At 61.8% G+C, this 23,587-nt stretch carries 27 protein-coding genes; 17 read left to right on the top strand and 10 right to left on the bottom strand.

The features are described from left to right. Nucleotides 1-80: 80 nt before the first annotated feature. The 3 genes from AADX97_RS06005 to AADX97_RS06015 all read right to left on the bottom strand — a co-directional run bounded on the left by AADX97_RS06005 (nucleotide 81) and on the right by AADX97_RS06015 (nucleotide 2,561). Nucleotides 81-1,121, bottom strand: coding sequence for a hypothetical protein (locus AADX97_RS06005; protein WP_374233937.1), 1,041 nt, complete (start codon nucleotides 1,119-1,121; stop codon nucleotides 81-83). Nucleotides 1,122-1,202: 81 nt separating this feature from the next. Beyond that, nucleotides 1,203-2,189: a hypothetical protein gene (locus AADX97_RS06010; RefSeq protein WP_374233936.1), complete on the bottom strand. Its 987-nt coding sequence runs from the start codon at nucleotides 2,187-2,189 to the stop codon at nucleotides 1,203-1,205. Nucleotides 2,190-2,210: 21 nt separating this feature from the next. After that, entirely contained in the window at nucleotides 2,211-2,561 is a 351-nt protein-coding gene (locus AADX97_RS06015; RefSeq protein WP_374233935.1) for a helix-turn-helix domain-containing protein, read from the bottom strand. 363 nt (nucleotides 2,562-2,924) lie between these two features. Between AADX97_RS06015 and AADX97_RS06020 the strand changes: the two genes are divergently transcribed. From AADX97_RS06020 to AADX97_RS06035, 4 genes are all read left to right on the top strand, one after another. Then, complete coding sequence (locus tag AADX97_RS06020) at nucleotides 2,925-3,557, top strand: hypothetical protein (RefSeq protein ID WP_374233934.1); 633 nt, start codon at nucleotides 2,925-2,927, stop codon at nucleotides 3,555-3,557. Next, nucleotides 3,554-3,841: a hypothetical protein gene (locus AADX97_RS06025; protein ID WP_374233933.1), complete on the top strand. Its 288-nt coding sequence runs from the start codon at nucleotides 3,554-3,556 to the stop codon at nucleotides 3,839-3,841. Before AADX97_RS06020 ends, AADX97_RS06025 begins: the two co-directional genes overlap by 4 nt. Nucleotides 3,842-4,405: 564 nt before the next feature. Beyond that, complete coding sequence (locus tag AADX97_RS06030; protein WP_374233932.1) at nucleotides 4,406-5,188, top strand: CFI-box-CTERM domain-containing protein; 783 nt, start codon at nucleotides 4,406-4,408, stop codon at nucleotides 5,186-5,188. 304 nt (nucleotides 5,189-5,492) lie between these two features. Next, nucleotides 5,493-5,837: a CFI-box-CTERM domain-containing protein gene (locus AADX97_RS06035; protein ID WP_374238577.1), complete on the top strand. Its 345-nt coding sequence runs from the start codon at nucleotides 5,493-5,495 to the stop codon at nucleotides 5,835-5,837. A gap of 329 nt (nucleotides 5,838-6,166) precedes the next feature. Here AADX97_RS06035 and AADX97_RS06040 read toward each other — a convergent pair whose 3' ends face one another. Next, the gene (locus tag AADX97_RS06040) at nucleotides 6,167-6,799 is read right to left on the bottom strand and encodes a hypothetical protein (RefSeq protein ID WP_374233928.1); all 633 of its coding nucleotides are present in this window, start codon (nucleotides 6,797-6,799) and stop codon (nucleotides 6,167-6,169) included. Nucleotides 6,800-6,918: 119 nt separating this feature from the next. On the opposite strand from AADX97_RS06040, the gene AADX97_RS06045 reads away from it, so the two are divergent. Both AADX97_RS06045 and AADX97_RS06050 read left to right on the top strand, forming a co-directional pair. Then, complete coding sequence (locus AADX97_RS06045; protein WP_374233926.1) at nucleotides 6,919-7,212, top strand: metallophosphoesterase; 294 nt, start codon at nucleotides 6,919-6,921, stop codon at nucleotides 7,210-7,212. Nucleotides 7,213-7,443: 231 nt separating this feature from the next. Next, entirely contained in the window at nucleotides 7,444-7,671 is a 228-nt protein-coding gene (locus AADX97_RS06050) for a hypothetical protein (RefSeq protein ID WP_374233925.1), read from the top strand. A gap of 79 nt (nucleotides 7,672-7,750) precedes the next feature. On the opposite strand, the gene AADX97_RS06055 is transcribed toward AADX97_RS06050, so the two are convergent. The 3 genes from AADX97_RS06055 to AADX97_RS06065 are packed head-to-tail and all read right to left on the bottom strand — an operon-like array spanning nucleotide 7,751 to nucleotide 10,676. Beyond that, nucleotides 7,751-8,917 (bottom strand): hypothetical protein, encoded by a 1,167-nt coding sequence (locus AADX97_RS06055; RefSeq protein WP_374233924.1) that lies wholly within the window; start codon nucleotides 8,915-8,917, stop codon nucleotides 7,751-7,753. Nucleotides 8,918-8,921: 4 nt separating this feature from the next. Continuing rightward, complete coding sequence (locus tag AADX97_RS06060; RefSeq protein ID WP_374233923.1) at nucleotides 8,922-10,100, bottom strand: HNH endonuclease domain-containing protein; 1,179 nt, start codon at nucleotides 10,098-10,100, stop codon at nucleotides 8,922-8,924. A gap of 33 nt (nucleotides 10,101-10,133) precedes the next feature. Beyond that, nucleotides 10,134-10,676, bottom strand: coding sequence for a hypothetical protein (locus AADX97_RS06065; RefSeq protein ID WP_374233922.1), 543 nt, complete (start codon nucleotides 10,674-10,676; stop codon nucleotides 10,134-10,136). A 154-nt stretch (nucleotides 10,677-10,830) separates the two neighbouring features. Here AADX97_RS06065 and AADX97_RS06070 point away from each other — a divergent pair, with 154 nt between their 5' ends. The 3 genes from AADX97_RS06070 to AADX97_RS06080 all read left to right on the top strand — a co-directional run bounded on the left by AADX97_RS06070 (nucleotide 10,831) and on the right by AADX97_RS06080 (nucleotide 11,983). Next, the gene (locus AADX97_RS06070) at nucleotides 10,831-11,235 is read left to right on the top strand and encodes a PIN domain-containing protein (RefSeq protein ID WP_374233921.1); all 405 of its coding nucleotides are present in this window, start codon (nucleotides 10,831-10,833) and stop codon (nucleotides 11,233-11,235) included. Next, nucleotides 11,232-11,405, top strand: coding sequence for a hypothetical protein (locus tag AADX97_RS06075; protein WP_374233920.1), 174 nt, complete (start codon nucleotides 11,232-11,234; stop codon nucleotides 11,403-11,405). Before AADX97_RS06070 ends, AADX97_RS06075 begins: the two co-directional genes overlap by 4 nt. A gap of 164 nt (nucleotides 11,406-11,569) precedes the next feature. After that, on the top strand, nucleotides 11,570-11,983 hold the full coding sequence (locus AADX97_RS06080; RefSeq protein WP_374233918.1) for a globin family protein: 414 nt from the start codon (nucleotides 11,570-11,572) through the stop codon (nucleotides 11,981-11,983). A gap of 61 nt (nucleotides 11,984-12,044) precedes the next feature. Here AADX97_RS06080 and AADX97_RS06085 read toward each other — a convergent pair whose 3' ends face one another. Continuing rightward, entirely contained in the window at nucleotides 12,045-13,013 is a 969-nt protein-coding gene (locus AADX97_RS06085; RefSeq protein ID WP_374233917.1) for a zinc metalloprotease HtpX, read from the bottom strand. Between the two features lie 105 nt (nucleotides 13,014-13,118). Here AADX97_RS06085 and AADX97_RS06090 point away from each other — a divergent pair, with 105 nt between their 5' ends. The 5 genes from AADX97_RS06090 (at nucleotide 13,119) to AADX97_RS06110 (ending at nucleotide 16,800) form a co-directional block, all read left to right on the top strand. Then, a complete protein-coding gene (locus AADX97_RS06090) occupies nucleotides 13,119-13,835 on the top strand; it encodes a class I SAM-dependent methyltransferase (RefSeq protein WP_374233916.1) in 717 nt (238 codons plus the stop codon). Nucleotides 13,836-14,045: 210 nt separating this feature from the next. After that, nucleotides 14,046-14,642, top strand: coding sequence for a hypothetical protein (locus tag AADX97_RS06095; RefSeq protein ID WP_374233915.1), 597 nt, complete (start codon nucleotides 14,046-14,048; stop codon nucleotides 14,640-14,642). A 188-nt stretch (nucleotides 14,643-14,830) separates the two neighbouring features. Next, nucleotides 14,831-15,505, top strand: a complete 675-nt coding sequence (locus AADX97_RS06100) for an ASCH domain-containing protein (RefSeq protein WP_374233914.1) — start codon at nucleotides 14,831-14,833, stop codon at nucleotides 15,503-15,505. A gap of 279 nt (nucleotides 15,506-15,784) precedes the next feature. Then, nucleotides 15,785-16,243 (top strand): hypothetical protein, encoded by a 459-nt coding sequence (locus tag AADX97_RS06105; protein ID WP_374233913.1) that lies wholly within the window; start codon nucleotides 15,785-15,787, stop codon nucleotides 16,241-16,243. A gap of 89 nt (nucleotides 16,244-16,332) precedes the next feature. Further along, entirely contained in the window at nucleotides 16,333-16,800 is a 468-nt protein-coding gene (locus AADX97_RS06110; protein ID WP_374233912.1) for a hypothetical protein, read from the top strand. 673 nt (nucleotides 16,801-17,473) lie between these two features. Here AADX97_RS06110 and AADX97_RS06115 read toward each other — a convergent pair. Together AADX97_RS06115 and AADX97_RS06120 are read right to left on the bottom strand one after the other, a co-directional pair. Further along, a complete protein-coding gene (locus AADX97_RS06115; protein ID WP_374233911.1) occupies nucleotides 17,474-18,421 on the bottom strand; it encodes a hypothetical protein in 948 nt (315 codons plus the stop codon). Between the two features lie 425 nt (nucleotides 18,422-18,846). Next, nucleotides 18,847-21,720 (bottom strand): UvrD-helicase domain-containing protein, encoded by a 2,874-nt coding sequence (locus AADX97_RS06120; RefSeq protein WP_374239278.1) that lies wholly within the window; start codon nucleotides 21,718-21,720, stop codon nucleotides 18,847-18,849. A gap of 258 nt (nucleotides 21,721-21,978) precedes the next feature. Here AADX97_RS06120 and AADX97_RS06125 point away from each other — a divergent pair, with 258 nt between their 5' ends. The 3 genes from AADX97_RS06125 (at nucleotide 21,979) to AADX97_RS06135 (ending at nucleotide 23,568) form a co-directional block, all read left to right on the top strand. Next, complete coding sequence (locus AADX97_RS06125; RefSeq protein WP_374233909.1) at nucleotides 21,979-22,713, top strand: class I SAM-dependent methyltransferase; 735 nt, start codon at nucleotides 21,979-21,981, stop codon at nucleotides 22,711-22,713. Between the two features lie 4 nt (nucleotides 22,714-22,717). Further along, nucleotides 22,718-23,119 carry an SRPBCC family protein gene (locus tag AADX97_RS06130; protein WP_374233908.1) on the top strand — a complete coding sequence of 134 codons (402 nt, stop codon included), beginning with the start codon at nucleotides 22,718-22,720 and terminating at the stop codon, nucleotides 23,117-23,119. Between the two features lie 161 nt (nucleotides 23,120-23,280). After that, a complete protein-coding gene (locus AADX97_RS06135; RefSeq protein WP_374238578.1) occupies nucleotides 23,281-23,568 on the top strand; it encodes a zinc-ribbon domain containing protein in 288 nt (95 codons plus the stop codon). The last annotated feature ends 19 nt before the right edge of the window (nucleotides 23,569-23,587 follow it).

Raw genomic sequence — 23,587 nt, forward strand, 5'->3', positions numbered from 1 at the left:
GCCCGGACTCCGCGCCAGCAGGTGACATATCAGGTGCGCCGGTCCCGACCCGGTTCAGCGTCCCCAGCTCCGAGCGGGCATCAATCGTCTTCCAACCCATGCATCATCCGCCCCATCGCCGACCGCCCCGGATCGAACGACTCCTCCGTCCAATCCACCCCGGTCAGCAGCACCGACAGCATCCGCGCCCGCTCGGCACATGACAGATACAGATTCGTCACCAACCCCAACTGATAGGCCGGATTCGGGAAGAACGCCTGGAACGCAAGCGTCCCCTCCTCGTAGCCGAAGCTGCCGAACCCGTAGCCCATCGGTGCCTCGCTCAGGGCGCGAGCGTTCAGCTCGAGCGCCAGGTGCCGCCCCTCCACGTCCGATGTCACCGACACGGGGAACCGCTGCCGCAACGCAAGGCCGTGGCCATACCAGGGGTGGGTCTGATCCGTGGCAACCTCGCAGAGCGAGGAGGCGCGCTTGCCGTGGGGGAACTCCACCGTGAAGCCCGTCGCGTCCCCGGTACCCAAAAGGGCAGGGGACTGGTCCAGATAGGTCTCGGCGAAGCGCACGAGCTCATCGCCCGGCCAGCGTGACGCCGCCCGGCCCTCGGCATCGAGTCGCAGCAGGGCCTCGGCGATCAACGTATCCGGCTCCGCGCGCGCTCCCCGCTCGGGATGGCCACTCTGCGCGGGCCTTGCACCGACCGCCTCGGCGATGGCCGCCGCGCCCCGATCGGCATCACGGATCTGCAGCATGGCGGCCAGGCCGATCAGACGCCGCATCCAGTCGTCGGTGTCCGCGTAGACCCGCACGAGTGTGCAGAGATCCAGGGTGCGGCGCGCCGGGTCATAGACCGGGCCGGCCATCCCCGCCGTGCGCAGCGAGACCGCCTGGAGCACCGCCAAGACCTCCTCGTCGAGATCCAGGTCGCGCAGCAGCTCGGTGCGCACTTGCACCAGAGCCGCCGGCGCACCGTCCGGCCCGGCTTCCCGGCCGATGACCTCCAGCGTCTGCGCCTGCCGATGCGGCCACCAGCGGAACCCGCGCGCGGTCTCCTCCGACCAGGCCGCGTCGACCTGGAACAGGTCGGTACGCAGCCAATCCAGCGTGTTCTGTCCAATGCTCATCCTGATTCTTCCCTCGGGTGGTGATGCCGGCAAGCCGCCGTCGATGCCCCTTGCGGTAACCGTCATGCCCGATTCGGTGGATCAAAACTCACCCTCGCGCACCGCCCCCGCTGGCCCGAGCGCCTTCACCTTCGGTGTCCCGATCGGCCCGTTGTCCGCAATAACTCCGGCCCCCTTCTTGATCGACATCGCTGCCACACTGTCCAGACCGGCCAGCTTCGCTGCGCCCTCGAGGGCCTCCCGCTCGGCGTCGAAATACTCGAACCAGGGTAAGCCGGCACGCGTGTAATCCGCAGCCGTCGGCGACGGCTGAGGCGGTCGGTACCCGGTGACCGAGAGATACCCCAAACTGTTCAGCAGATGCACAAAACAGCGTGAGCCGGCGGACTGGTCCCACGCCTCCACGCCGTAGTCGTCGTCGTAGATCTCCTGGCGCATCAGTCCGCCGGGGGCGAGGCCCATTGATGGACATGGCAGCGCCTCGCAGCACATCATCTCAAGCATAGCGCCCCGTCTTGCCTCCGCCGCACGCAGCTTCTCATACACCGCCGCCTTCATCGGATAGACGACGATCTGGATACCGCCGTGCTCGCCGGTCCCGGTCAACTGCTCCTCGGCGATATAACCCGCCCCGAGCGGCATCGCGACAAACTGGCGGATCACCCCGCGACTCACGGCAAAGCCGTCCAGCCAGGGCTGATCCGGCACCACCACGTAATCCTGTCGCTTGCCGGCCAGCGGGTTCCGCCAAGCCTTGCCGGTGACCGCGTTGATCTTCCCGGCCGCGATTTTGACTGCGCAGGGATAGCTCCCGCCGAAGTTGATCCACAAGGCTTCCGCCTGATACATCGGCAGAAAGACCCCGCCATGGCGGATCCAGTCCGCGGGAACCGCGTCCTTGAAGTCATCCACGTGCTGCAACGGAAACGGCCCCAAACCCGGCGGAAGAGGGTAGTCGCGGTTGTCGTCGGGGATCCGCAGGGTGCGCTGGAAATCGATCCGGCAACCCGCCTCGGGATGGACCTGCGGAAAGCTGAAGTGGAGTCGGTCGTTCTTGATCTCGATCATGTGTGTGCTCCCTTGATTGATCTACCACTCACCGTCTCTGACTTCCCGCACCACCCGAAGGATCGCATCGTCCGGACATTCCCGCAGCTGGCGTAGAACCTCCGCAAACAGCCGAGGGCGCGCCCGGATGATGGCTTGCAGATCCGACGAGACTTTTCCCGCCATCGCCAGCAGAACATCCACGTCCTCGTCGAGATCCACGGCGAGCTTGCGAATCGTCGCCTCGGAAGGCGGCGCCACCTCGCCGCGCTCGACCTTGCTCAGATACGCCGGCTCCACGCCGATGCGCTGGGCGACCTGCCGCAGCGAGTACGCCTTGTCGGCGACGCGCCGGGCTTCGCGCTGCTCGCGGATGTAGATTCCGAATGTCATGTGTCATATATAGTACATGCCTCTCGATCGGGCAAGGTAGTGCTCCCCAGGTCCCGAGGCAGGGCGTGGCCGATAGGCACGCAACCAGGCTCCATCGAGCGCCCGCGACCAACGCGACGGGGTCAACGGCCCATCACCCAAGGCCTGAGCAGAAAAACGACCCACAGGCGCCATGGTTTGCGACGCCATCTTCCCGAAGGTACTACGGGAGCGACAACATCGGACAGTCTAGCTCAGATGAACAATCTCTTTTCATGTTTGAGAACTCTTAATGCTCCTCTATTTTGACATCGCAGAGAAAAGTGCTACTTTCGTCTGCGACAGACGGTTTTTTGGCGACTCTTAATAGGGTTGACTGAGCAAATGAGCGACACACCACGACAAAACGCCCCAGAAGATGCGAGCGAAGGTGCCATTCGGACATCTTTCAGCCTCGACCGCTACGCGCGCGAGCGCATCCGCGAGACCGCACACAAGTACGGAGTCCCGCAGTCGGAGATCGTCAACCGATCGGCCAGACTCTTCGAGTTCCTCGCAGAGCGTTCCCTTCAGCGCCGCTCCCAGAACCTGTCTGCGCTCCGTACGCTCTTGGAGCAGGCCGAGCGGTCGCTCGCCGTAATGAGCGCCCTGGCACCCCACCTGAAGAGCGCCTTCGACACCGCGAGCGAGATGGTCTCGGACGCCGTCGTAGCGGAAGCACTCTCGGTGTCCAAGAAGATGGTGTACGGCGCAGAGGCCGATGGCTTCTGGGTGGAGGAGCTGGATCTGAAAGATCCCGCCCTGCTGGAGAAGTCTCTCGCAGACGACTTTCCGGAACTCGGCCCCCGTAGGTACACGAGCGCCGATCCGGCGCACGCCCGCGCCGACGAGATCAAGCTTCACTACGACCCCTACGGACCGCTGAGCTCAGGGCGCGTGGAGGTGGAACAGGGCATCGACCTTTTGGCCGTTGATCCAGAGAACCCGGATCAGACCGATCCCGCGAGGACAGCATGAACCACCATCCATACCAGACCCAACACGCCGAATGTCGAGCGCAGCAGCGCTGCATACCGCCCCTCATGCATGAATGGCTCGAACGGTTCGGCGAGGAGATTTACGATGGCCACGGGGTTGTCATCCGGTACTTCGATAAACGCAGTCGGCGGCGTATGGAACGCGATCTTGGACGCGAGCCGGTGAAGAGGTTTGCCGACAAGCTGCGGGCGTATCGAGTCGAAGATTCGAGAACCGGCGTGACCTTGACCACGGGCTACCGAACCAGGCGGTTGCCGCGCTGAACCATGCGTTCCGCCCCGCGCTGGTTATGTCAGCGGAGATTTCCGACAAGGTTTGGAAAGAGCACTGTTAGGGCCCTAATCAAACCCAAGAGCAACGCCAGCGTGAGCCATGAACGACCAGTCGATGGCCGAGCCTGATGGGCAACCCACTGATCTCCGGCTCATGCTATGGATGCCGCTGCCCGACAACACCGACCTAATCAAACGGCCGGCCTCGGGATCTGAGCGCATCCAACATTACTTCCTTTCTTGGCTACACTCCAGTGGACCCTCAGCGGCAATCTTTGGTAAGAACTATGTGATGTCGAGAGAGGTAAGGACAGGAATTCTCCAGCACTTAGGAGAGTAGCGGGGCGGGCACATAATAGGCTTGATGCTAAGAATATGACGCACAAACAGGGAGCCTTTCCAGTGAGCCGATCACCTTCTTACTATCGTCGACGCTCGTACTCCGGCGGCCGCTACTCGTCTAATGCTGCGGCTATTAAGCACGTCCAAGAATACTCTGAATTAGCGAATCGGTTGGGGCCTATAGTCGAAGACGTGAGGGACGCTTTCTTTCAATTGCCCGACGACAAAAGAGCGCAGCTGTTTAATGAGTATCGGCTCACCTATGGCGATAGTGCCGCAGAGTATGCGATCGAGACCTTTCCGAGGTGGCGCTGGGGGCAAACAATGATGTCTGGGCAGACCGCCCATCGGTTGCTGAATCTCGTTCCTAAGTACTTGACAACCGGCCAACGCTTCGACATGGTGAAGCGGCTCTGCGAGCATCACGCAATCAAAAAACATCTAAGCGTCGAGATCAAGAAGAAATCACCTCTTGACGCATTACCAGCCCTGCGTGCCGCTATCGAAGATCTTAAGGCCATCACCGACTTGAAGTACTTGCCCGATCATGTCTTGGAAACCGCGACATGGCTCCACGATCACGACAGTACAGCGACTCGTGCAGTCCTCGCCGTAATAGATAAGGAAAGGCAGAGCACTGTCTTGAGCGCGATTGATCGTCAGTGGCCAACAATTTCAAGGCTTGCTCAGAGCACCGATGTTAAGTCGTTCTCTGAAACATTTAACTTCCCGACTGGTCAGCTAAGAGTTTATTCGACTGAACCATCAATCTGTTTCGTAGCAACAGCAGTATACGGTGACCCAAGCCATGAAGACGTCGTAGCGCTGCGCATCTATAGGGATACGGTTCTTTCAAACACGACCTTCGGAAAGGGTCTTATTCGTTTGTACTACGGCATTGGCCCTTACGCTGCCGAAGTGTTAGATCGAATCCCAGCTTTGAAGTTACCTATACGTTCACTGTTACGCGTGCTAGTCAAGAACTTTGAAATATGAGGCGCTTATGAAACCAGCCGACAACAAACCCAACACAGCGGATTCCAATAAATCTCTTGCGACTGCTAGTGGGAGTGGCTTGCCTTCAACAAACATACTTGGGGAAGCTCTAGCTAGGTTGCCCGAAGCCCAGCGTGAAGAATTGTATACGAAAGCTGCAGAGGAGGCGTTGAAGCTCGAAGTTGAGCGACGCAGAATCGAAACTATGCAGGACGAATCTCGGCGTACAACGCAAGATCACCTAGACGCATTCAACGCCGACAGACATACTGGCGGTTTTACGTCAAGAAAGATTGTGGACGAAATGAAGACTGGTGTCGGAACGCGTCGGATTGAGTCTAGGAGAGGCGCCACGTGCTTTGTCGTCACTGCAGCATATGGTGATCCTGAGGCACCCATGGTCAGGTTCTTCAGATCGTTCCGAGATTCGACACTTATACAAACTAAACACGGCCGAAAATTCGTTGCTTGGTATTACAGAAAAGGCCCGGGGCTAGCCCGCGCGCTATATCATCGACCAGTGCTTCGTAAAGCTACTCGCGCGTGCCTGATTGTTATTGCTTATATATTAAAAAGTTATTATTTGATTGTTCACGCCGTCCGTTCTCGATCAACTCAAGAAGGCGCTTTGAAACCAGGCTGCCCATAAGTCATGATTTACGCACCCAAGTCGAACGGACGCCGTTTCTGCCCCAAATAGAGACCGGACACATCAACTCTGCGCCCGAACGCCCCCCTGCGGCACACTCCGCGAGTCCCGCCTCAAGGAGGCAGCCGACGCCCTGATGGGCATCGTCCGGGACGAGGAGGGCGCCCGCGAGCATCTCCTCGCGCTCGATGCCGCGCTCAGTCGGCGCGCGGACCTGCGCCCTGTGCCGAGGACGCCGAACGGATTGGAGTGACGCCGACATCGGTCGCGTTCACCCGCGCAACCCGACGCGATCCATGCCGTGATCCCGGCGGTTCGCCGCCTGGCGCTCAGGTGCCGGGCAATGGCCACGCCCGATGGCAGATCCACCCGGAATCGGACGTCCGCTGGTAAAACCGAAGCTCCCAAGCAACAGCGGCTCCAGGATCGATAATCTCGCGCGCGAGACGCCCCAACGCGGCGTCGTATTCAGGACGGAAGTCATACGCCAGACTCAGGTGCTGCCAGGTCTTCACCCGAATCGACGCCGCGCTCTTGCGAGTGAGCTCATGCATCCGGTCCAGCTGCCAGGGTGAGCGCAGCTCTAGGCCGTGCCAGTCGTGGCGATGACCGAAGCCCAGCACCTCGATGGAGTGCACCGGACATCCCGATTTCTGGTGCGAGAAACGTCCATCCAGGATCTGGGAATGCTCCGCGATGAGGTCCGAGTCGCCATCGAAGAAGCCGGTTAAGCTGCAGTGCGGCATATAGGCATGCGCGGCATTGGCCCCAAACCGCCGGCGGCTTTCTTCAAAGAAACGTTCGACCTGCTCACCAAGGTGACCCTGAGGACAGGCGTATAGGATCAGTTGTGCCACGATGTCGACCTCGCTCGTCAGGTGTCCGCGCAACCAGGGACCACGGATTGAATGGCCGCGCCAACACAGCGCTGCAAGGGGATCCTGATGATCGAAGATACCCACCCGCCGCGCCTGATCCGGGGGCGCCAGGGGGCCGCCTCGGTCCCGGACGCGTTGCTTGCAACCCGAGTACAACCTGCGCGGCGTGCCGCTCGCGCGGATCGCCCCGTGACACCCGCTCCATGATCAGTCGCCCTGCACCGCTGGTGGTGATCGGCGATCTGCACGGACACCTGGATCTCTTCGAGCGCCTGCTCGCGTGGATCGACCGGGAGGTGCCGGATGCGCGGATCGTCACCTTGGGGGACTATGTCGACAACGGGCCGCAGATCCCCGCACTCCTGGACCGTCTGATCGCGCTGCAGGAGGCGCGCCCGGGGCGCTTCTGTCCGACCCTCGGCAACCACGACTTGGCGCTGCTGCGTGCGCTCGGATGGCCGCACGCGGACCCGGACCCGGCCTGGTATGCGCGCTGAGCATCACGCTACTGGAATCCGGGACTGGGCACGCCACAGGCGTACGGCGCTCGGGATGCGCCGAGCTTCGCACGCCGGTTCCCCGAGACGCATCGGCGCTTTCTCGCCGCGCTGCCCTGGTACCACGACGACGGCGAGCACTTCTGCGTTCATGCCGGTCTGGAGGTGGGACCGATCGGCCCGCAACGCGCCGCGCTCGAGGCCCGGACGCTGCCCGCAGAACCCACCTTCATGCCCGCCCCCCTGCGCGACAAGCGTCTGGCGCTGCAGCATGATCCGACGTGGGAGCGGGTCGTGGTGAGCAGCCACACGCATCTGCGCGGACAGCCGTTCTTCTTCGCACCGAGGCGGGTCTGCGTCTCGGCCACCGCCGATCACGGCGGAGGACTCTTCGCGGTCCTGCTCCCGGAGCGGCGCTGCTGGTGGACCGACGGGGGTCCGGTGACCGAGGTCGCGTGACCGTGTGCCGGCACCGGAGTCCACAGTCGGATCGGACTCGAACCAAGGCTTCGCGTTGCACCCCGTGAAGCGGAGCCCCTCAGCGCACCACATACGGCTTCGTCTTCACCCCCGCCGAGCCCGCCCCAGTCAACTCCCCCGCATTCACCAAAACCGGCTGAATCCAGCCCAGCCGGCTCTCCGCCAACCCCTCGCCGTAGCGAATCCGCCGGAAGTGTCCGCGCCGCCAATGCGGCCGGACATGCCGATCATCCCCGCGCGGCAATCCGCCCGTCGCACCCGAGCCCGCCCAATCCGGATCCGCACTCGGCCCGATCAGGATCCGGTCATAGGCCGTGGTCAGCTTGCGCCCGATCTTGGCCGCCTTCTTCGGCCCGAGACCCCGCAGGCGCTTCTCCAGGTCCGTGCGCTCGGTCACGCGCAGCTTCTCGGCATCGGGCAGGTTCATGTACAGCAGCACCTTGGCCAGCTCGAAGATCACCGGCTTCGCCATCGCAACCTCGTTCGGATCCATCGGGCTCATCCCCGGATGCGCATAGGCAGCCGGTGTGTTGAACCAGGCGATATGCCGATCGAGCAGGGTCGCCAGACACTCGTCCTCGTCCTGGATCACCAAGATCATGTCCTGCGAGGCGTCGTCGAGGGCATTCGCCTTGCCGAGCGGCGAGCCGATGATGACGATCTCCACGACCCGCGCCGGCTTGGTGGGGTCGAGCTTGAGCGCTTGGTTGCGTGCCGGATGGACGAAGACGGAGTGACCGGCGGGCACCTCGTAGACGCCCATGTAGGCCCCTTCGCAGACATGCAGACCGGTCTGACGATTCGGGACCTGCAACGGATTCGGCCGGGCCAGCTCGATGAACACCAGGGTGTAGGGACTGCGGAAATAGTGCGCGGGCAGACCCTCCGCGAGGTCCGTCTCGGCCAACATGGACTGCAGTGTCGGGGCCACCTTCAGAATCGGATCCCCGTGGGCACGCAACCTCGCCCGGACGATCGTCAACAGGAAGCTCCCCATGTTGGCGTTGCCGATGAGGCCGAAATGAGCGATGGCGATCTCGCGCATGCCGGGGACGTTGTTGAGGATCCACTCCGAGGTCGCATGCCGATCGGTGAGGTAGGGGCGCAGGCCCGGCATGACCCCGAGCTTCTCGAACATGACCGTGTCGACGGGTTTGCCGACGGCGGCATCGACGCGCACCGGATGCGGCAGGGCCATGATGGCGGGGTCTTGCATGGGGTCCATTGAATCAGGTGTCTCGTAGGGTGTATTGCCAGTCCGGGGTGAAGCCCTGGTTGGTCGCAAGCGTGATCAACGGGCCGATGTTCTGCTCGTAGGCGCGCGAGAGCTGCTCGATATCCAGCAGCGCCGCACAAGACGGCAGGTGCAGATCGGCCAAGTGGTCCTCGGTGAGCTTCTCGAAGGTCGTCTTTGGCATGATCCGGCTCGCGGTCACCAGACCGCGATGTTGCAGCGCGACGAAGTCCCGAAAGTAATCCGGACTCGGCAGATGGTTCGACTTCGCCGAGTTCACCGCCGCCGGCGCCGGGATCAGATTCCAGAGCTGATCATGCGCGACGTAGGACCAGGGCAGATAGTGATCGAGGGCGAAGGCGTCCGCCGTCAGGATCGTACCGGAGTAGATGCAGTGCAGCTCCGGACGATCGGGATGGGCGAGGATCGTGCGCCAATACCGCGTCTGCTTGCTCAGCGCATCGCGCTTCAGCGGCGGGAAGAGCTTGTTCGACAGCCCCGGCGTGGTCGGATTGCGCTTCTGCATGTAGCCGAGCCAGTGCCAGGCCGCCCACCCCTGGATGATCGGGAAGTGCCGCTCCAGGTAGGCGACCCAGTCGGGATGCCAGGTGACGGCGGCGCAGTCCTTCCACTCGTCGCTGCCATAGCGGTAGAGCGGCCGAGCCGTCTCGAAATGCGCGTTGACGATCGCCGGCATGGCCTTCTCGAAGATCATCCAGGCGCCCTTGTCGACCCCGCGCAGCTGCGGCTCCAGAAAGGGGATCTGCAAGCGGTAGGGCACGAAATCCATCAGACGCGCCGCGTCCTTCAGGTCGACCGCGGCCAGTGCACCGCGCAGGGCACGCCGGTCGTTGGCGAACAGGTTCGCGCCCTCGTCCAGCCCCAGATCGAGCGCATCGAGCTTCTTCGCGATGGTGTCCTGTGCCCCGAACGACAGCTTGAAGTAGGTATGCGGAAACCACGCCAGCGAGAGCATCTCCAGCGTGATCTCGGCATAGGTGTAGGGCCGCTGGGCATCGAAACGATGGCGCTTGAGCAGGTCGAGCAGGGCCAGGAAGAAGACGAACTTGTAGGAGTTCGTGGTGTGGCGAAAGAGTCCGGCAAGGGCTGCGATGTTCAGCCCGTCGCCGGCCGGAAGCGATGGTGAGAGGGTAGGGGACTCGGGAGAGGACACGCGCAATCCTTGAGCGAGAGGAAACGACCCGGATCAGTCGGGTTCGGACAGCGCGAAACGGGCACGGATCCGGGTCTCGATGTCCGACCAGACCTCCAGCAGAACGCAGATCTGCTCCGCCTCGCACTGGGATGGATCGAGCAGGCGATGAAACTCGATCAGGGACCGGTGCGCCTGTGGATCATCGGCCGGCAACGCGGTCTCCATGATGCGGATGTTCTCCGAGGTCACCAGCGGGGCATTCGCCTCGATCCAGGTCGGGATGTCGTGCGGGACCGAGGGCTCGATGTCGGGGCACTTATCCTCCAGGCACTCGAAGAGAGTCGTGCGGAAGGTTTCCATCCTCGCTTGGTGCAGGAGTCCCTCGGCACCCATGCCCCCGTCGTCGAGGAGATCCGAATCGAGCCCGTCGATGACCTCGCGGGCTCGGCGTTCGATCCGATAGGCATCGAGCGCCGCCAAAGCACCGAACGCATCCAGAAGCCGCTCGGAGCGCGTCGAGCGCACGATCTCCCCGAGCTCCGCCATGATGGCGAGCGCTTCCTTTTCGCTGATCCGCTTCTTGCTGTCGGTCATCGGCCCGTCGTCTACCTTTCGGTCGGTCTTGCGGGCGTGTCATGCCCATGACTGAGGGGCATTATAGACCTATGATGCCGACTGACTGATCCCGGCAGGCTATCGAGGATATCGGCGCTCGACTTGAACGGACGGGACTCGCAGGAACGGCCCCATGATCCACGTCCTGATCGACTACGAGAGCATCCAGCCCCGGCACCTTAAAACCTGGGCCGACGAGGACACCAACGTGACGGTGTTCGTCGGCGCCCATCAAGAACGGCTCCCGTTCAACTTCGTCGCCGCGATGCAGGCGCTCGGCGCGCGAGCGAGATACGTGAAGATCGGCCGCGCCGGCAAGAACGCACTCGATTTCCATCTGGCCTTCTACTTGGGCGAGCTCGCGGCACGCGAGCCGACCGCCACCTTCCGGGTGATGTCGATGGACGGCGGATTCGATGTCCTGATCGAGCATCTGCAGGCGCGGGGTCTAACCGTCGAGCGGCTCTCCAACGAGGCACCGCCCTCGGATGAGCCGACCAAGCCGACCGAAACCGCCGACCCCAAGGACCTGTCATGACTGCCAAGTCCGCGGACGACCCGACCCTCGCCTACTACGAAGACCAGGCCGAGACCTTCTTCGCCGAAACCGTCGACGTCAACATGGCCCCGCTGAACTCCCCGTTTCCTCGCCCACGCTCAGTCCGGTGCGCATATCCTCGAAACCGGCTTCGGCTCGGGGCGCGATGATCCAGCGATTCCGCTTACCGGCCTTAGACGATTTGATTTCCTCCCCCCGAGACTCTTGGCGCACGGAATTGGTCATGTTGCAATCGGTCACCGTCGACCAGGAAAGCGCATTGGATCAGCGTTTCCATCACCGAATCGCCAGAGCAAACCGGAGAGAAACGTCCATGAACCCAGAGACCATAGCGCTCGTCAGAGCGTCTTGGGCGAAGGTGGAGCCCATATCCGAACAGGCCGCGGGGCTTTTCTACGGGCGCTTGTTCGAGGTTTATCCCGAGGTCAGGCCCATGTTCAAGGGCAATATGAAAAAGCAGGGCAATAAGCTCGTCGTCATGCTCAGCACCGCCGTAAACGCCCTCGACGATCTCGATCCCTTGATCCCGGCCATCAAGAAGATGGGGGCACGCCATGCACGCTACGGGGTTCATGACGACGACTACGCAAAAGTCGCCGACGCCCTGCTGTGGACCCTTGGCCAGGGCCTCGGCGATGATTTCACCCCCGAGGTAAAGAACGCTTGGGTGGGTGTCTATAGCGCCTTGGCCGACACCATGAAGGCAGGCGCCGCCGAGTCCACCTAACCGACAGTTCCGAGGCAGGACCTCGGATTCGGATTCCAGCGAGCATTCACTCCACGAGCGCTCAGTACCACAGTCCGGTCCAGTGCCGACGCGGCGCTTGCCGGGGCGGGCTCCCGGCCCAACCCGAAGGATCCGCAAGAGGCAACCAAAGCGGGCTTCCCGAGGAGAACCCGGTCGCGTGCGTTGACGCGAGATCGCGCAGACGCTCCACCCGCTCGGCCGTCGGCGGATGGGTGCGCAACAGCGAGGGCTCGGGCAGACGTCGACCGGGCAGCAACAGTTGCTCCCAGGACGCACGCCCGGTCTGCTCCAGCTTCACCAAGGCCGCGGCCAAGGCGGCGGGATCGCCCGACAGCTCCACCGCGCCGCGGTCGGCCTCATACTCGCGACTGCGCGACAGCGCGAGCTGCACCAGCGCGCTGAGTGTCGGCGCGGCCAGCAAGATCAGGATGGGAAACCACGGAAGCTCGTCCATGCCCAAGAGCAGCGCCGGCAGTACCAGAAGGAGCAAGAGCTGACCGGCGAGGCTCAGCGCGGCGGTGATGCGGCTGACCAGATCGGCGAGGGCCATCACCCGAATGTCATCGTGGGCGATATGGGCGACCTCGTGCGCCAACACCGCCGCCAGCTCGCGCCGGTCGAGCCGCCGCATCAGGCCATCGGAGACGAGGATCGCGGCATCGTCGCGGCGTCCGGTCGCGAAGGCGTTGACGGTCGCCGACGGCAGATAATGGAGCTGCGGGATGCGCGTCAAGCCGGCGCGCTGCGACAGCGCGCCCAGCAGACGATAGAGCCCCGGAGCCTCGCCCGGTCGCACCGGGTGGGCGCGATACAGCGACATCAGCAGACGCGGCGGGATCGCGGGATTGGCCGCGGCGAGGATCAGCACACCGAGCAGGGTGCCCCACAGCAGCGGCTCGCCCCCGATCGCCCAGGCCGGCGAACCGAGCAAGAGGGCGAGCAACGCCAACAGCCCCAGGCTCTGAAGATTGTTGCGCAGCTTGTGCCGAGCGAGTTGACCGTAATTCATGCACCATCCGTGAGGTCGTCCGGCTCGAACCTCAATCGGACGGCGCAGGTTTCGCCGCTCCGGTCACCGGCCTTCCCGGCGGGTGCTGCCTCGCGGAGCGATGCCTTGGCCGTAACCAGAGATCGAGAGATCGCCATGTCGCATGATCCCAAGCCGCAAGACCGAGACACTGAAGCAGACTCGATCGCCTACTACGAAGACCAGGCCGAGACCTTCTTCGCCGAAACCGTCGACGTCGACATGGCCCCGCTGTACGCCCGGTTCCTCGCACACATCCCGGCCGGCGGGCACATCCTCGATGCCGGCTGTGGGTCGGGGCGCGATGCCCTGGCGTTCCGGCGGCTCGGCTATGCCGTGACTGCGTTCGAGGCGTCGCAGAAGCTGGCGCGGATGGCCGCGGAGCATTGCGGGTTGCCGGTCGAGGTCCGGCGGTTCCAGGAGATCGAGTGGCAGGACGCATTCGACGGGATCTGGGCCTGTGCGAGCTTGCTGCATGTGCCGATGGCGGAGCTGCCCGTGGTGCTCGTGCGTCTCGGGCGTGCGCTCAAGCCCGACGGGGTGCTCTATGCCTCGTTCAAGTACGGGGCAGGGGAGCGGGAGCATGGAGGGCGGCGGTTTACGGATCTGGACGAGCGGGGGCTCGCGGCGCTGGTCGGGGCGGTCCCGGCGCTTGCGGTGGTCGAGACCTGGGTTACCGGGGATCGGCGGGAGGGGAGGGAAGGGGAGCAGTGGTTGAATGCCGCGGTTGCTGCCAGCGGTGACCAGGTACCATTCAGCAGCGGACCCGCTCAACCAGATCATTTACACATAAATCGAAAATAGAGAATTTATTTTACGTAAAATATTTTTATGTTTATGATATTTAAATATAAATATGAAAATTACAGGCATCGTTACCCGTAAAAAATAGCGCTCCGCGTGTATACTTGTCGAGCGGTCTAGATCTCAGCCATCCAGAAACCGACTCGAGCGAAGCGGCTTTACCTAGCCGTCCACGTTTTGGGTCGCATTCCATCCAATGTGAAACGCTAAATGAATGTTGCTGCGTATCTTCGCAAAACGCTGACAGGCGTTACCGTGCGCGCTCAACGGGAAACGCTGGAAGCCCGTGCACGCGACAGAGACTGGACGATCGTATGGGAGGATGAAGACCCGGCAGTAATGAGCAATCGAGGAGTCAAGAGAATCGACCATTTTTGTGGCTTCCTTAACGAAGCGCTGACGGATTCTAGGATAAAGATCCAAGGAGTCATGTTTTGGCACGCCGGCCATGTCGCCGGCAGTCTTGACGGTTTTCTCGAACTGATTCAGTTGCTCGATGCATTGAATCTCGCATGGTACATGGAGCATCCTCGAATCGACTCAGACGGAGACACGGGCCGAATGTTGGTACCGTTAAGCATTGAACTACGGGGGATCCACGACGAGATCACGCGGTTGAGTCTCAGAGAGCGTAGTGCCGATATGAAGGCCCGCGGGACGAACCCCGGTCGGCAAAAGCTTTCGGCAAAGAAGGAGGAAGATATCAGATTACTGAAACGGAACGGTTTCAGTATCCGAGAGATCTCCCGCCAGGTGAAAGTCAGCTACGCGACCATCAACAAGGTTATCAAGCAAACAGACACCTGACCGGCATCACCCTCCAGCCTTGTTGCAGGAGGAGCATTGCGAAACTATGGCTTGGTTATATCAACAAGGCTCGTTTTTATCAACGAGCCTTTTCTTTGTTCCGAAAAATAAAGCTGGAAATACAGAAGTGATCGATTGCGAACAACTGACAACTCAGATAATTTATTCTTAAACCGGGGGCTTTTAAAGTGAGAGCTATAGCCAAACTCATTCGGTTTGTAACGGGCCTTATTCTACTTTTCTTTTTCATCGTCTATGCTGGCGCGTTTCTCGGCATCAGCCTAGATATGATAATAGCCATCATTTCATTCTTCGTTACAGCAATAATAATCGGAGCTATCGTTTCCGCTTTATTAGGCTTGATTTCAAGGCAAAAACAAGATGATCAAATCCGGAAAATATCGCGAGTCCGTACGAAATCAAAACAGACTATTCCTCGATCAAGCTGGAGGCACAACACTATGACTGATTCAGGCGCACCTACTCAAGGACTTATCATTCAGCCGGAACCACTTGAGAAGATTTTGGCTGGCAGAAAGACTTGGGAAATGCGATCTGCGCATACGAAGAAGCGGGGTCGAATCGCCCTGATAAAGAAAGGCAGCGGAAGGATCTACGGCATCGCAACGATCATTGGTTCGCTGGGTCCCTTTACAGAGGAAGATATGATTGCGAACCAGGACAAGCACGGAATGTCACTCAGTCGAATGCGCGAACCGCAGGCTTCTAAGTGGCGCTGTGCCTGGGTTCTCAGCGATGTCAGGCGTTTGACTATACCCGTGGAGTACGTTCAGAAAAGTGGAGCGGTCACATTCGTCTACCTTGACGATGCAGCCATCGATCGACTAGCGCGAGCAGTTTGAATCTCGACCAGAGCCGCCGAATGCTTGATTCCGGTTGTCATCGGCAGTGGTCCTGATCTGCGCTTTGGCTCGAACCTGGGCGCATTCCCGTAGAAGGTCAGCGGAGGGAAGAAACCCTCCGGTTACGGCGTACCGTTCGGCTTCGACTCCACTACCAGCCTGGAACTGTTCGCCAAGGATCGGTTCGGCTGACGCCGGGCCAGCGGTTCCCCGATCGTCCACAGGAGTCCGTGCCCGGATTGCCCGGGCGCGGCCCTCAACAATGAGAGTTTTACATCCATGGCCAAGACAACCGCTCGTCACACCCTTCAACGCCGCGCCTTCGACCTGCACATTGCGGCTCTGCTGCAGCTGCGTCGACAACACGGGCACAGCTCGTTCTTCGATGACCGGGGCCATGTCCGCGACTACGCCCAGGACTACCTCCTGGCGTGGCTGGCACCCGACCTGGCCGAGCAGACCGGCGAGATCCGCCGCCTGCATCTCGATGCAACGGCAGACGCGACGCTCGAAGAACTCGGAACAATCATCCCGCGGGTCGCTCAGTGGCGAGTCGAGCATCTGTGCCTGGAGGTGCTGCGCACACTCGAAACCGACGAAGTCGCCTTCTATGACGAAGGCGTCTCTGACGAACAGCGTGACGCGCAGATGGCGGAGTTCGGCAACGCCTACACGGTGATCGACAACCCGTACTGGGACCACTGCGAGGATGATGACAACGTCGTCTATCTGAGGTGAGCGGGTGTTCCGCGATCGACACAACGACGGAAGGTCGGGCTAGCGGAGCCGCTGCATGCGGTGCCGGCCGTCTGCATGTTGGAACGTCGTTGCGCTCGATCGCAGACCCCACCAATCCATGCATCGACGCAATGATCGATGGCGAGGACGTTCTCACCATCGGAAGCAGATACACGGGGCTTGGATCTCCACCGGAAACATCACGGCAACCATCCACAGAGAGCAACACCACAATGACGATCCAAATCAGTCCAGACGGATTCTTCACCGCGCTCTGGGCCGTGAACAAGCAGGGGCAACAGGTCTTCCCATTCCTCCAGGGAAAACGGGGCACGACGGCGCGCGGATTCGATATCACGCTGACCGGTAAGAAAGAGGATTACCATCTGGCTGACCTCGATCGACTCCTCCAGCACATCGCCGACGGAGATTTCAACGCGGTCGGCCGCGTGAGGATGAAACCTCGGAGCGGCGGCAACTCAAATGGATTCGCGATCAGGCATGCGACCATGAATGAGGCGTTGGCCGCCGAGATCGCGAGGCGCGGGCACCGCTGATCGCATTTGCTCTGGATCGACGCTCAAGCCGACACCTCGTACCGTGACAGTGAACCAGAAGGCGAACCAGCTTGGCCGGCCGAACCGGCTGACTGATCCGGTCCGGGGTAGCACGCCTGTGGTGCCTCGTTCGGCCCCCGGGGGTTCACGGATCTGGTACGAGGAGCGGCTCGCGGCGCTGGTCGAGGCGGTGCCGGCGCTCGGGGTGATCGAGACCTGGGTTACCGGGGATCGGCGGGAGGGGAGGGAGGGGGAGCGGTGGTTGAATGCGATGGTCGGGAGGGGATCGGAGACACTCGCGGTTCAACGGATGTCTTAACAACTGCATGAGACGTCGGGGCCGGCCGAGCGTGCGACTTGAAGCGTCGGATAGCCACCCCGCCCGATGCCGGGTCTGCCCATGACGGATCATTCAGTTCTGGCGGCGATCAGGAGGAACTCGGCTGAATCCAGACGATCAGTCGAGTCGCCTCTACGGAAGGTAGACGCGCGTTGCGGACGCTGGCGGGCGGTCACGCTACTCATACGCACATAAAAGTCCGTTTCGGCCGCTGTGTTTCAAAGTAAACGGTTCGGATCGTCGCTCGCTACGCTCGGACGATCTAACTTTATTCGTTAGGCGATCGCTGCTTGGAAAGTTGGGGTTCACTTCCGTTCACGCCAACCTACGGCCCTACGCCGGCCGGATTGAAAACAGAGCAGTGATCTGACCGACATCGCCGGCATCGTCCCGCCCCGTCATCATCCGCGACAACCCTTGGGTGAAGTTGATCACTCGCGGATCGGATGAGCAGCGATATTGCAGCATCGGCGGAATGTTTTGCATTTGATTCGCCGTGATGGTGAAGCCAACCGGGTTGTAGGGGTCGTCCCCCATACCAAGGAGGTCGTTAATGAGGTCTGCGGCTCCATTGATGATCCAGTTTTGAAGCGAAGAAGATACGAGGCTCTCGTTGGTCATAGCCGTGGCTGCTTGCTGAGCGGCCGAACCCGCAGCACCGGCAGCGGCTGCATTGCGGGCTTCCTGAAATATCTGGTTGACCCGTACACGGACTTCGTCCCTCACCGCCTTCCGGTCACCGGAGTCGTGCTCTGTCAGGCTCAGCACAATACCAAGATCAACCGGGGGTCCTTCGTACAGAACCATGCCGTACTGCTGGATCCGGTTGTTGCCCTCAGGTCCGAGGACGACTTCGGGGAGCACGATATCCTTCGTGTAGCCGCTCGTTCCGATCGTCGAATGGATTGAACCAAAGATCTCGTCGCCATCTTCTTGTCGGATCTCAAGTCCGTAGCCTTCGAACGTGACTACGACCTTGTGAAGCTCGGATTCAACGACGGTGCCATCGTGGTCGTTGAAGGTTAGGCGACCGCCGCGGAAATCGGATCGCATCTTGTCGCCCGCCATGTTTAGAACAGGAAAACTCGGGTCAAGCGGCAATCCGACTGCAGAAGCAGGACCTCCGCTTTGCAACCAATGATTCATGATGGCGTTTCGCGCCCGCCTCGGCATTTCACGTTGCCATCTTATACGCAGCATCGGATCCACCGGGGGGCGTTGGAGCGGTGGATTTTGATCCTCGCGCACGATTGCGCCAAATTCAACGTAGTTCTCAGGCATCTTAGCTCTCTTTGGTCAGTCGTTCAGATCAGTGTTCGCTGCCTTGTGCTTGGAGGACGAGCGGCAGGCTTTCCTTCTTTTACCGTTAAAAGGGAGGATAGACAGAATTTCACTTATGTCTATATCACTGGGTATTAGTAGGGATACGCCTAGATTTACGATGGACCTTCACGCAAGGACCGGCGCGGCCGGCCCAGCCATGAAGTAATGGGAGCCGGGCGAAGCCCTTGGTTGCCTTCTGGCTTGTCGAAGGCAACCTTGTCTCTCTAGTCCGCAGGTAAAGAATGTTGGGGGCGAGAGGCAGCAATGCGTCCGGAACGGTCGCCCAGGACGTGGCGCCGAGCGGCAGGTTTGGGTCTGCCTGGCCATCAATAAGACTGAAAAGATTTTGGCCTACCGCTTGAGTTCCCGCGACAGCCGATGTCCTACAGATCCTCCGTGTACTTGCACCCGCTGACGTAGAAATTGGTGCAGCCCAGAAAGGGCCCCTTCTTGCCGCTCCTCTCGACCATTCGTCCCGTACCGCAGCGTGGACAAGCCCGCTCGCTGTAACCGCACAGCCCATTGTTGCAGGTATGCCGCTCCCCGGATGGGTCGGGCACGAGGTACCCCCTTTGACAGCGTCGGCAAGCCGGCTCCGTTCGCGTGCATCGCGGATAGTGCGAACACCCGTAGAAGTTGCCCGATGGACCGCTGCGCAGCAGCATGATCCCGGTCTTGCATTGTCGGCACTTCACGGGGGCGACCGACGCCACGCCGCGCGTCTCGACGTCGACCCCGAAGCCTTGGATCTCCGCAACGAAGACCGACGGCAGCCCGTCGTCGACGATCAGGTGAACGGAATGTCGGGCTCGCGTCAGGGCGACGTAGAACAGACGCCGCTCTTCGGCATGGGGCGCCTTTTCGGGTGCGGCCAACACCAAGGACAACAGAGGGTCGTCGACGATCTCCGACGGGAATCCGTAGCGTCCCGACTGCATGCCCAGCACGATGACATGATCGGCTTCCAGTCCCTTCGCGCCATGGGCGGTTTTGAACGTCGCTGAGAGGTTCGGATAGTCGCGTCCGATCGCGCTCCAAGGCAAACCGTCGCTCTGGAAGCCGTAGCGCCCGAGAAGCAAGACGCTACGTTTCGCGCCATCGGCCCGTCGAGCAATCTCCGAGAACGCGTCGCCGACCGGATCAAGGCTGTTCTCCCCCGAGCGATGGATCAGGACGCTCGCGCCGGTCGAGGCGCGCTCCGCGGCGACGGTCTTTTTAATCTGGGCCGGATTGGCGAGCACGAAGCGGGTCGCCACCGCGTTGATGCCGGCGTTGCACCGGAAGGTGCGGTCGAGGGGCACAGTTTCCGACGGACCGAAATGCTCCTCGAAGTCGCGCATCAAGGCGATATCGCTGCCGGCGAAGCGGTAGATCGCCTGCCAGTCGTCCCCCACGCAGAACAGCCGGTGGCCCTGCCCCTGATCCTTGAGTGCCTTGATCAGTTTCGCACGACCCGCCGAGATGTCCTGGAACTCGTCGACCAGGATGCAACGGTACTCGGACCGGTAACGACCCGAGGCGACGTGATCCGCCGCGAGGAGAATCATGTCGTTGAAGTCGATCTCGTTGGCTGCTTGCAGGCGGCGCTCGTAGCGATCGTAGACCGCCTCGAACAGATCCAGGAAGGCGGCGGCGCGTCGCCCCTTGTCGCCTTGTCGGCGAACTTTGCCGCGTAGCTCATCGAGCTGATGGCCACCCCCTTTGAAGTGTTGGAGGAAGGTTGCGGCAAGTTTGGTCATCAACCCGATGCGGTGCCCCGAGTTCAGTCGCTCCAGCGCCTGCTCCGACGAGATCGGATTGAAGACCACACCGGCCGCGCGCAACTGCCGCTCCAACTCGGCCAAGAGGGTCCCTTCGCGCTTCTGGTAACTGTAGGTCTCGATCAAGCGAGTGCCATGCGTCCGGTGGAGATCGCGCTTCCACTGGATGCCCGCGTGATACTCGGTCCGATCGACATACGGCGCGGTCGCCCCGTCCCGCGCGATCCCGAAGTGCTCGATGTAGAGATCCGCGTCGGTCAGATAGAAATCGGGCCTGTACTGACGATGTTCCGCGTCGGCGGTCGGATGCGGGTAATCGGCCTCGTAGCGATAGGGGATGCCCTTCAAGCACAGGAAATTCGCGATCTCGGCTTCCTCGAAGCTCTTCACCTGCTCGCCGTTGAGGCTGACCATGTCGACCGATTTGAGGTAGTCGTAGTACTCGCCTTCGCTCTTGAACTCGAACGGGCTGTGGTAAGGCGCAAAGTGACTCTGCGCGTAGGCGCGGGCGGCGTCCGATGTCTGCGGGTCGCGGATCGTCTCGGTCAGAAGCGCCTGCAGATGCTCCGTGAGCTCGCGTTCGTTGCCGGCCCAGGACGCAAGCGAAGGCTTGGTGCCGGTGGCGCGGGCGATGATGTCGAGACCCAAGGCGTGGAAGGTGCTGACCCGCAGGTCGAGACCGAAGCGTTCCTTGAGGCGTGTTTCCAGCTCCTCGGCAGCGTCACGGTTGAAGGCCAGCAACAGCAACTCACGGGGCTTGCACAGCTCCTTATGGAGGAGGTATCCGGCCTTGGCGACCATGACGCTGGTCTTGCCCGAGCCGGCGCCGGCGATGACACGCGTGTTGTCCTCGTGGACGACCACCGCCCGTCGCTGCGCGGGGGTCAACGGTCGCGACTCGACCGTGCTGAAGTAACCGTCGTAGCGTTTCAGCTCGGCATCTACAAAGGTCTCATTCGCTCGGGATCGGAAACCCGACGGGTCACTCGCAAAGCCCTGCAGGACCCTCAATGCCGCGATGAGCCCTGGATGAGATGTCATCTCCTGCGCGGGAATGCCCAGCACGGGCGCCAGGATCGCCGTGTCCGACTTCGCGCGTGCGACGCGATGGTGGGCAACCCAGAACTCGCCGGCCTCCGCGCGTTGGACCCACTCGGCGACCACGGTCGCGCGGGTCGCCTCGCGTTTGAGCAGAAGGACGGCCGCTTTGTAGTCCTGTTCGGCCTGCGCGAACGCCTCGACGAAGTGTTGTGCGGCGCTCTTGGACACGCCGGCAAGGCGCAACGCAGCCCCCGTTTGAGGCTGAACGATCAAGGTCGACCAGAACAGACCTCGTTCTACGCGAACCCCCTCGATCTGAGTATGGAGGAGTCGATGAGGCCCGGATCGACCGTAGACGGTCAACGCACCCGGGCCGATCTCGGCCAATGGTTGCTTGCCGACGCCGTCGGCAAAGAGCCGGGCGAGAAGGTTCGGATGCAACGTGTGGTTGGTCATCATGCGGTCCCGGATCTGCGGAATGAGTCCGGGGTTCTTCGGAGAAGCGCCGCTGGGCATTCCATTGCAGAAGGCTGACTGGCAGGCCAGGACGCTCCGAACAGTCCTGGGTCGGTCTTTCCGGCCGGAAGTGTGCCACGGACGGCATCGTTCGCCTATGCCGCCCGGGCCCGTGGGGTAGTTTCGCGGGCCAATGCCCGCATTGGTCGAAGCGTCGCATCCACACTCGGATGCCCGCACCAACGGGAGATCGCCTCGATGAGCCGCCGAAGATCAATCCTTCTCCTCGCCGGCTTGTGCCTGCTCGCAGCCGTCCCAGCGCTTGCGCAATCCGAACCCGCCGCCGACAGCCTCTACACCTTCCATACACCGAGCCGCGACGGGATCGGCAAGACCTATTTCGGCCGCGAGATCTCCCAAGTCATGGGTCACCAGGGCGCCGCTTGGCTGGAGCGAAGGACCCGTGTCGTCGAGGAGCGGCCCGACCGGGTCGTGGAGGGCATGGGGCTCGCGCCCGTTGCGCAGGTCGCCGACATCGGCGCAGGGACCGGGTACTTCACCTTCCGCATCGCCGAGGCCGTCCCGACGGGTCGCGTCTACGCGGTCGACGTTCAACCGGAGATGCTCGATGCCCTGCACAAGCGCATCGAGCGACGCGCGATCACCAACGTAGTCCCGGTCCTCGGCGCGGAGGATGATCCCAAGCTGCCGTCGGAGAGTCTCGATGCCGTGCTGCTTGTGGATGCCTACCACGAGTTCGCCTATCCCTACGAGATGATGCAGGGCATCCGCAGCGCGCTGCGACCGGGCGGACGGGTGTTCCTGATCGAGTACCGCGGCGAGGATCCACGGGTCCCCATCAAACCACTGCACAAGATGACCCAAGCGCAGGCCATCACCGAGCTCGAAGCCGTCGGGCTGCGCTGGGTCGAGAGCCTCGACATCCTGCCCACGCAGCATTTCATGGTGTTCGAGAAACCCGCCGAGGGCTAACCCCATGCACCGAATCGACCGCATGATCGAAGCCCCCGCCGGCCTCGCCTGGCGCATCCTGATCGACACACGTGAATGGCCGATCTGGGGGCCGAGCGTGCGCGCGGTGGAGGCACCAGCGGATCTGATCGGCCCCGGCATGCGAGGCCGGATCCAGACCCCGGTCGGCCTCTGGCTCCCCTTCGAGATCACCCGCTGGGAGCCCGAGCGCGCCTGGGCCTGGCGGGTCGCCGGCGTCGAGGCGACCGGACATCGCGTCGAGGCGCTCGGACCCGGACGCTGTCGCATCGCCTTCGAGATCCCGCGCTGGGCACCCTTCTATCGCTTGGTTTGCGATGCGGCCTTGCGGCGGATCGATACTCGGGCGACATCTTTGCCTTCAGTAGGGCGTAGTCCTCGCCGATAAGGTCGTGCCGCTTAGGACGCGCATTTCTTATATTGGACGGTGATATGACGCGCCGGAAGCGGAAACAACAGCGGCTTGACGATGCTCGTCTCCAGCGTACGAAGGATCTGGAAGGGATCGATCCGCGCAACGAGCTCGTGGTACCACCGCCGGGAGCCGTGATGGCAGATCCCGAGCAGCTCCGCCACAACAACACCTATGCTGTTCTTCCGCGGCTCTATATCGACAGGGTGGTGGTGTGCCGACAGTGTAGTCAGGAAGAGGTCTGGCCTGCCGCTCGGCAGAAGTGGTGGTACGAGGTGGCGAAAGGAAATATCAACACTGATGCGGTGTTATGCCGAACCTGCCGCAAGGCTGAGCAAACTCGCAGAGAAGAGGCTCGGCGGCGCCACCTGGAGGGCCTCGCGAGAACGCGCCGGTGCAGTGAAACAGAACCTCGATCGAACTGACGGCCTGGAACGTTTGCGG

Source organism: Thiocapsa sp. C2-2m (assembly GCF_041903745.1).
GTDB lineage: Bacteria > Pseudomonadota > Gammaproteobacteria > Chromatiales > Chromatiaceae > Thiocapsa > Thiocapsa roseilacustris.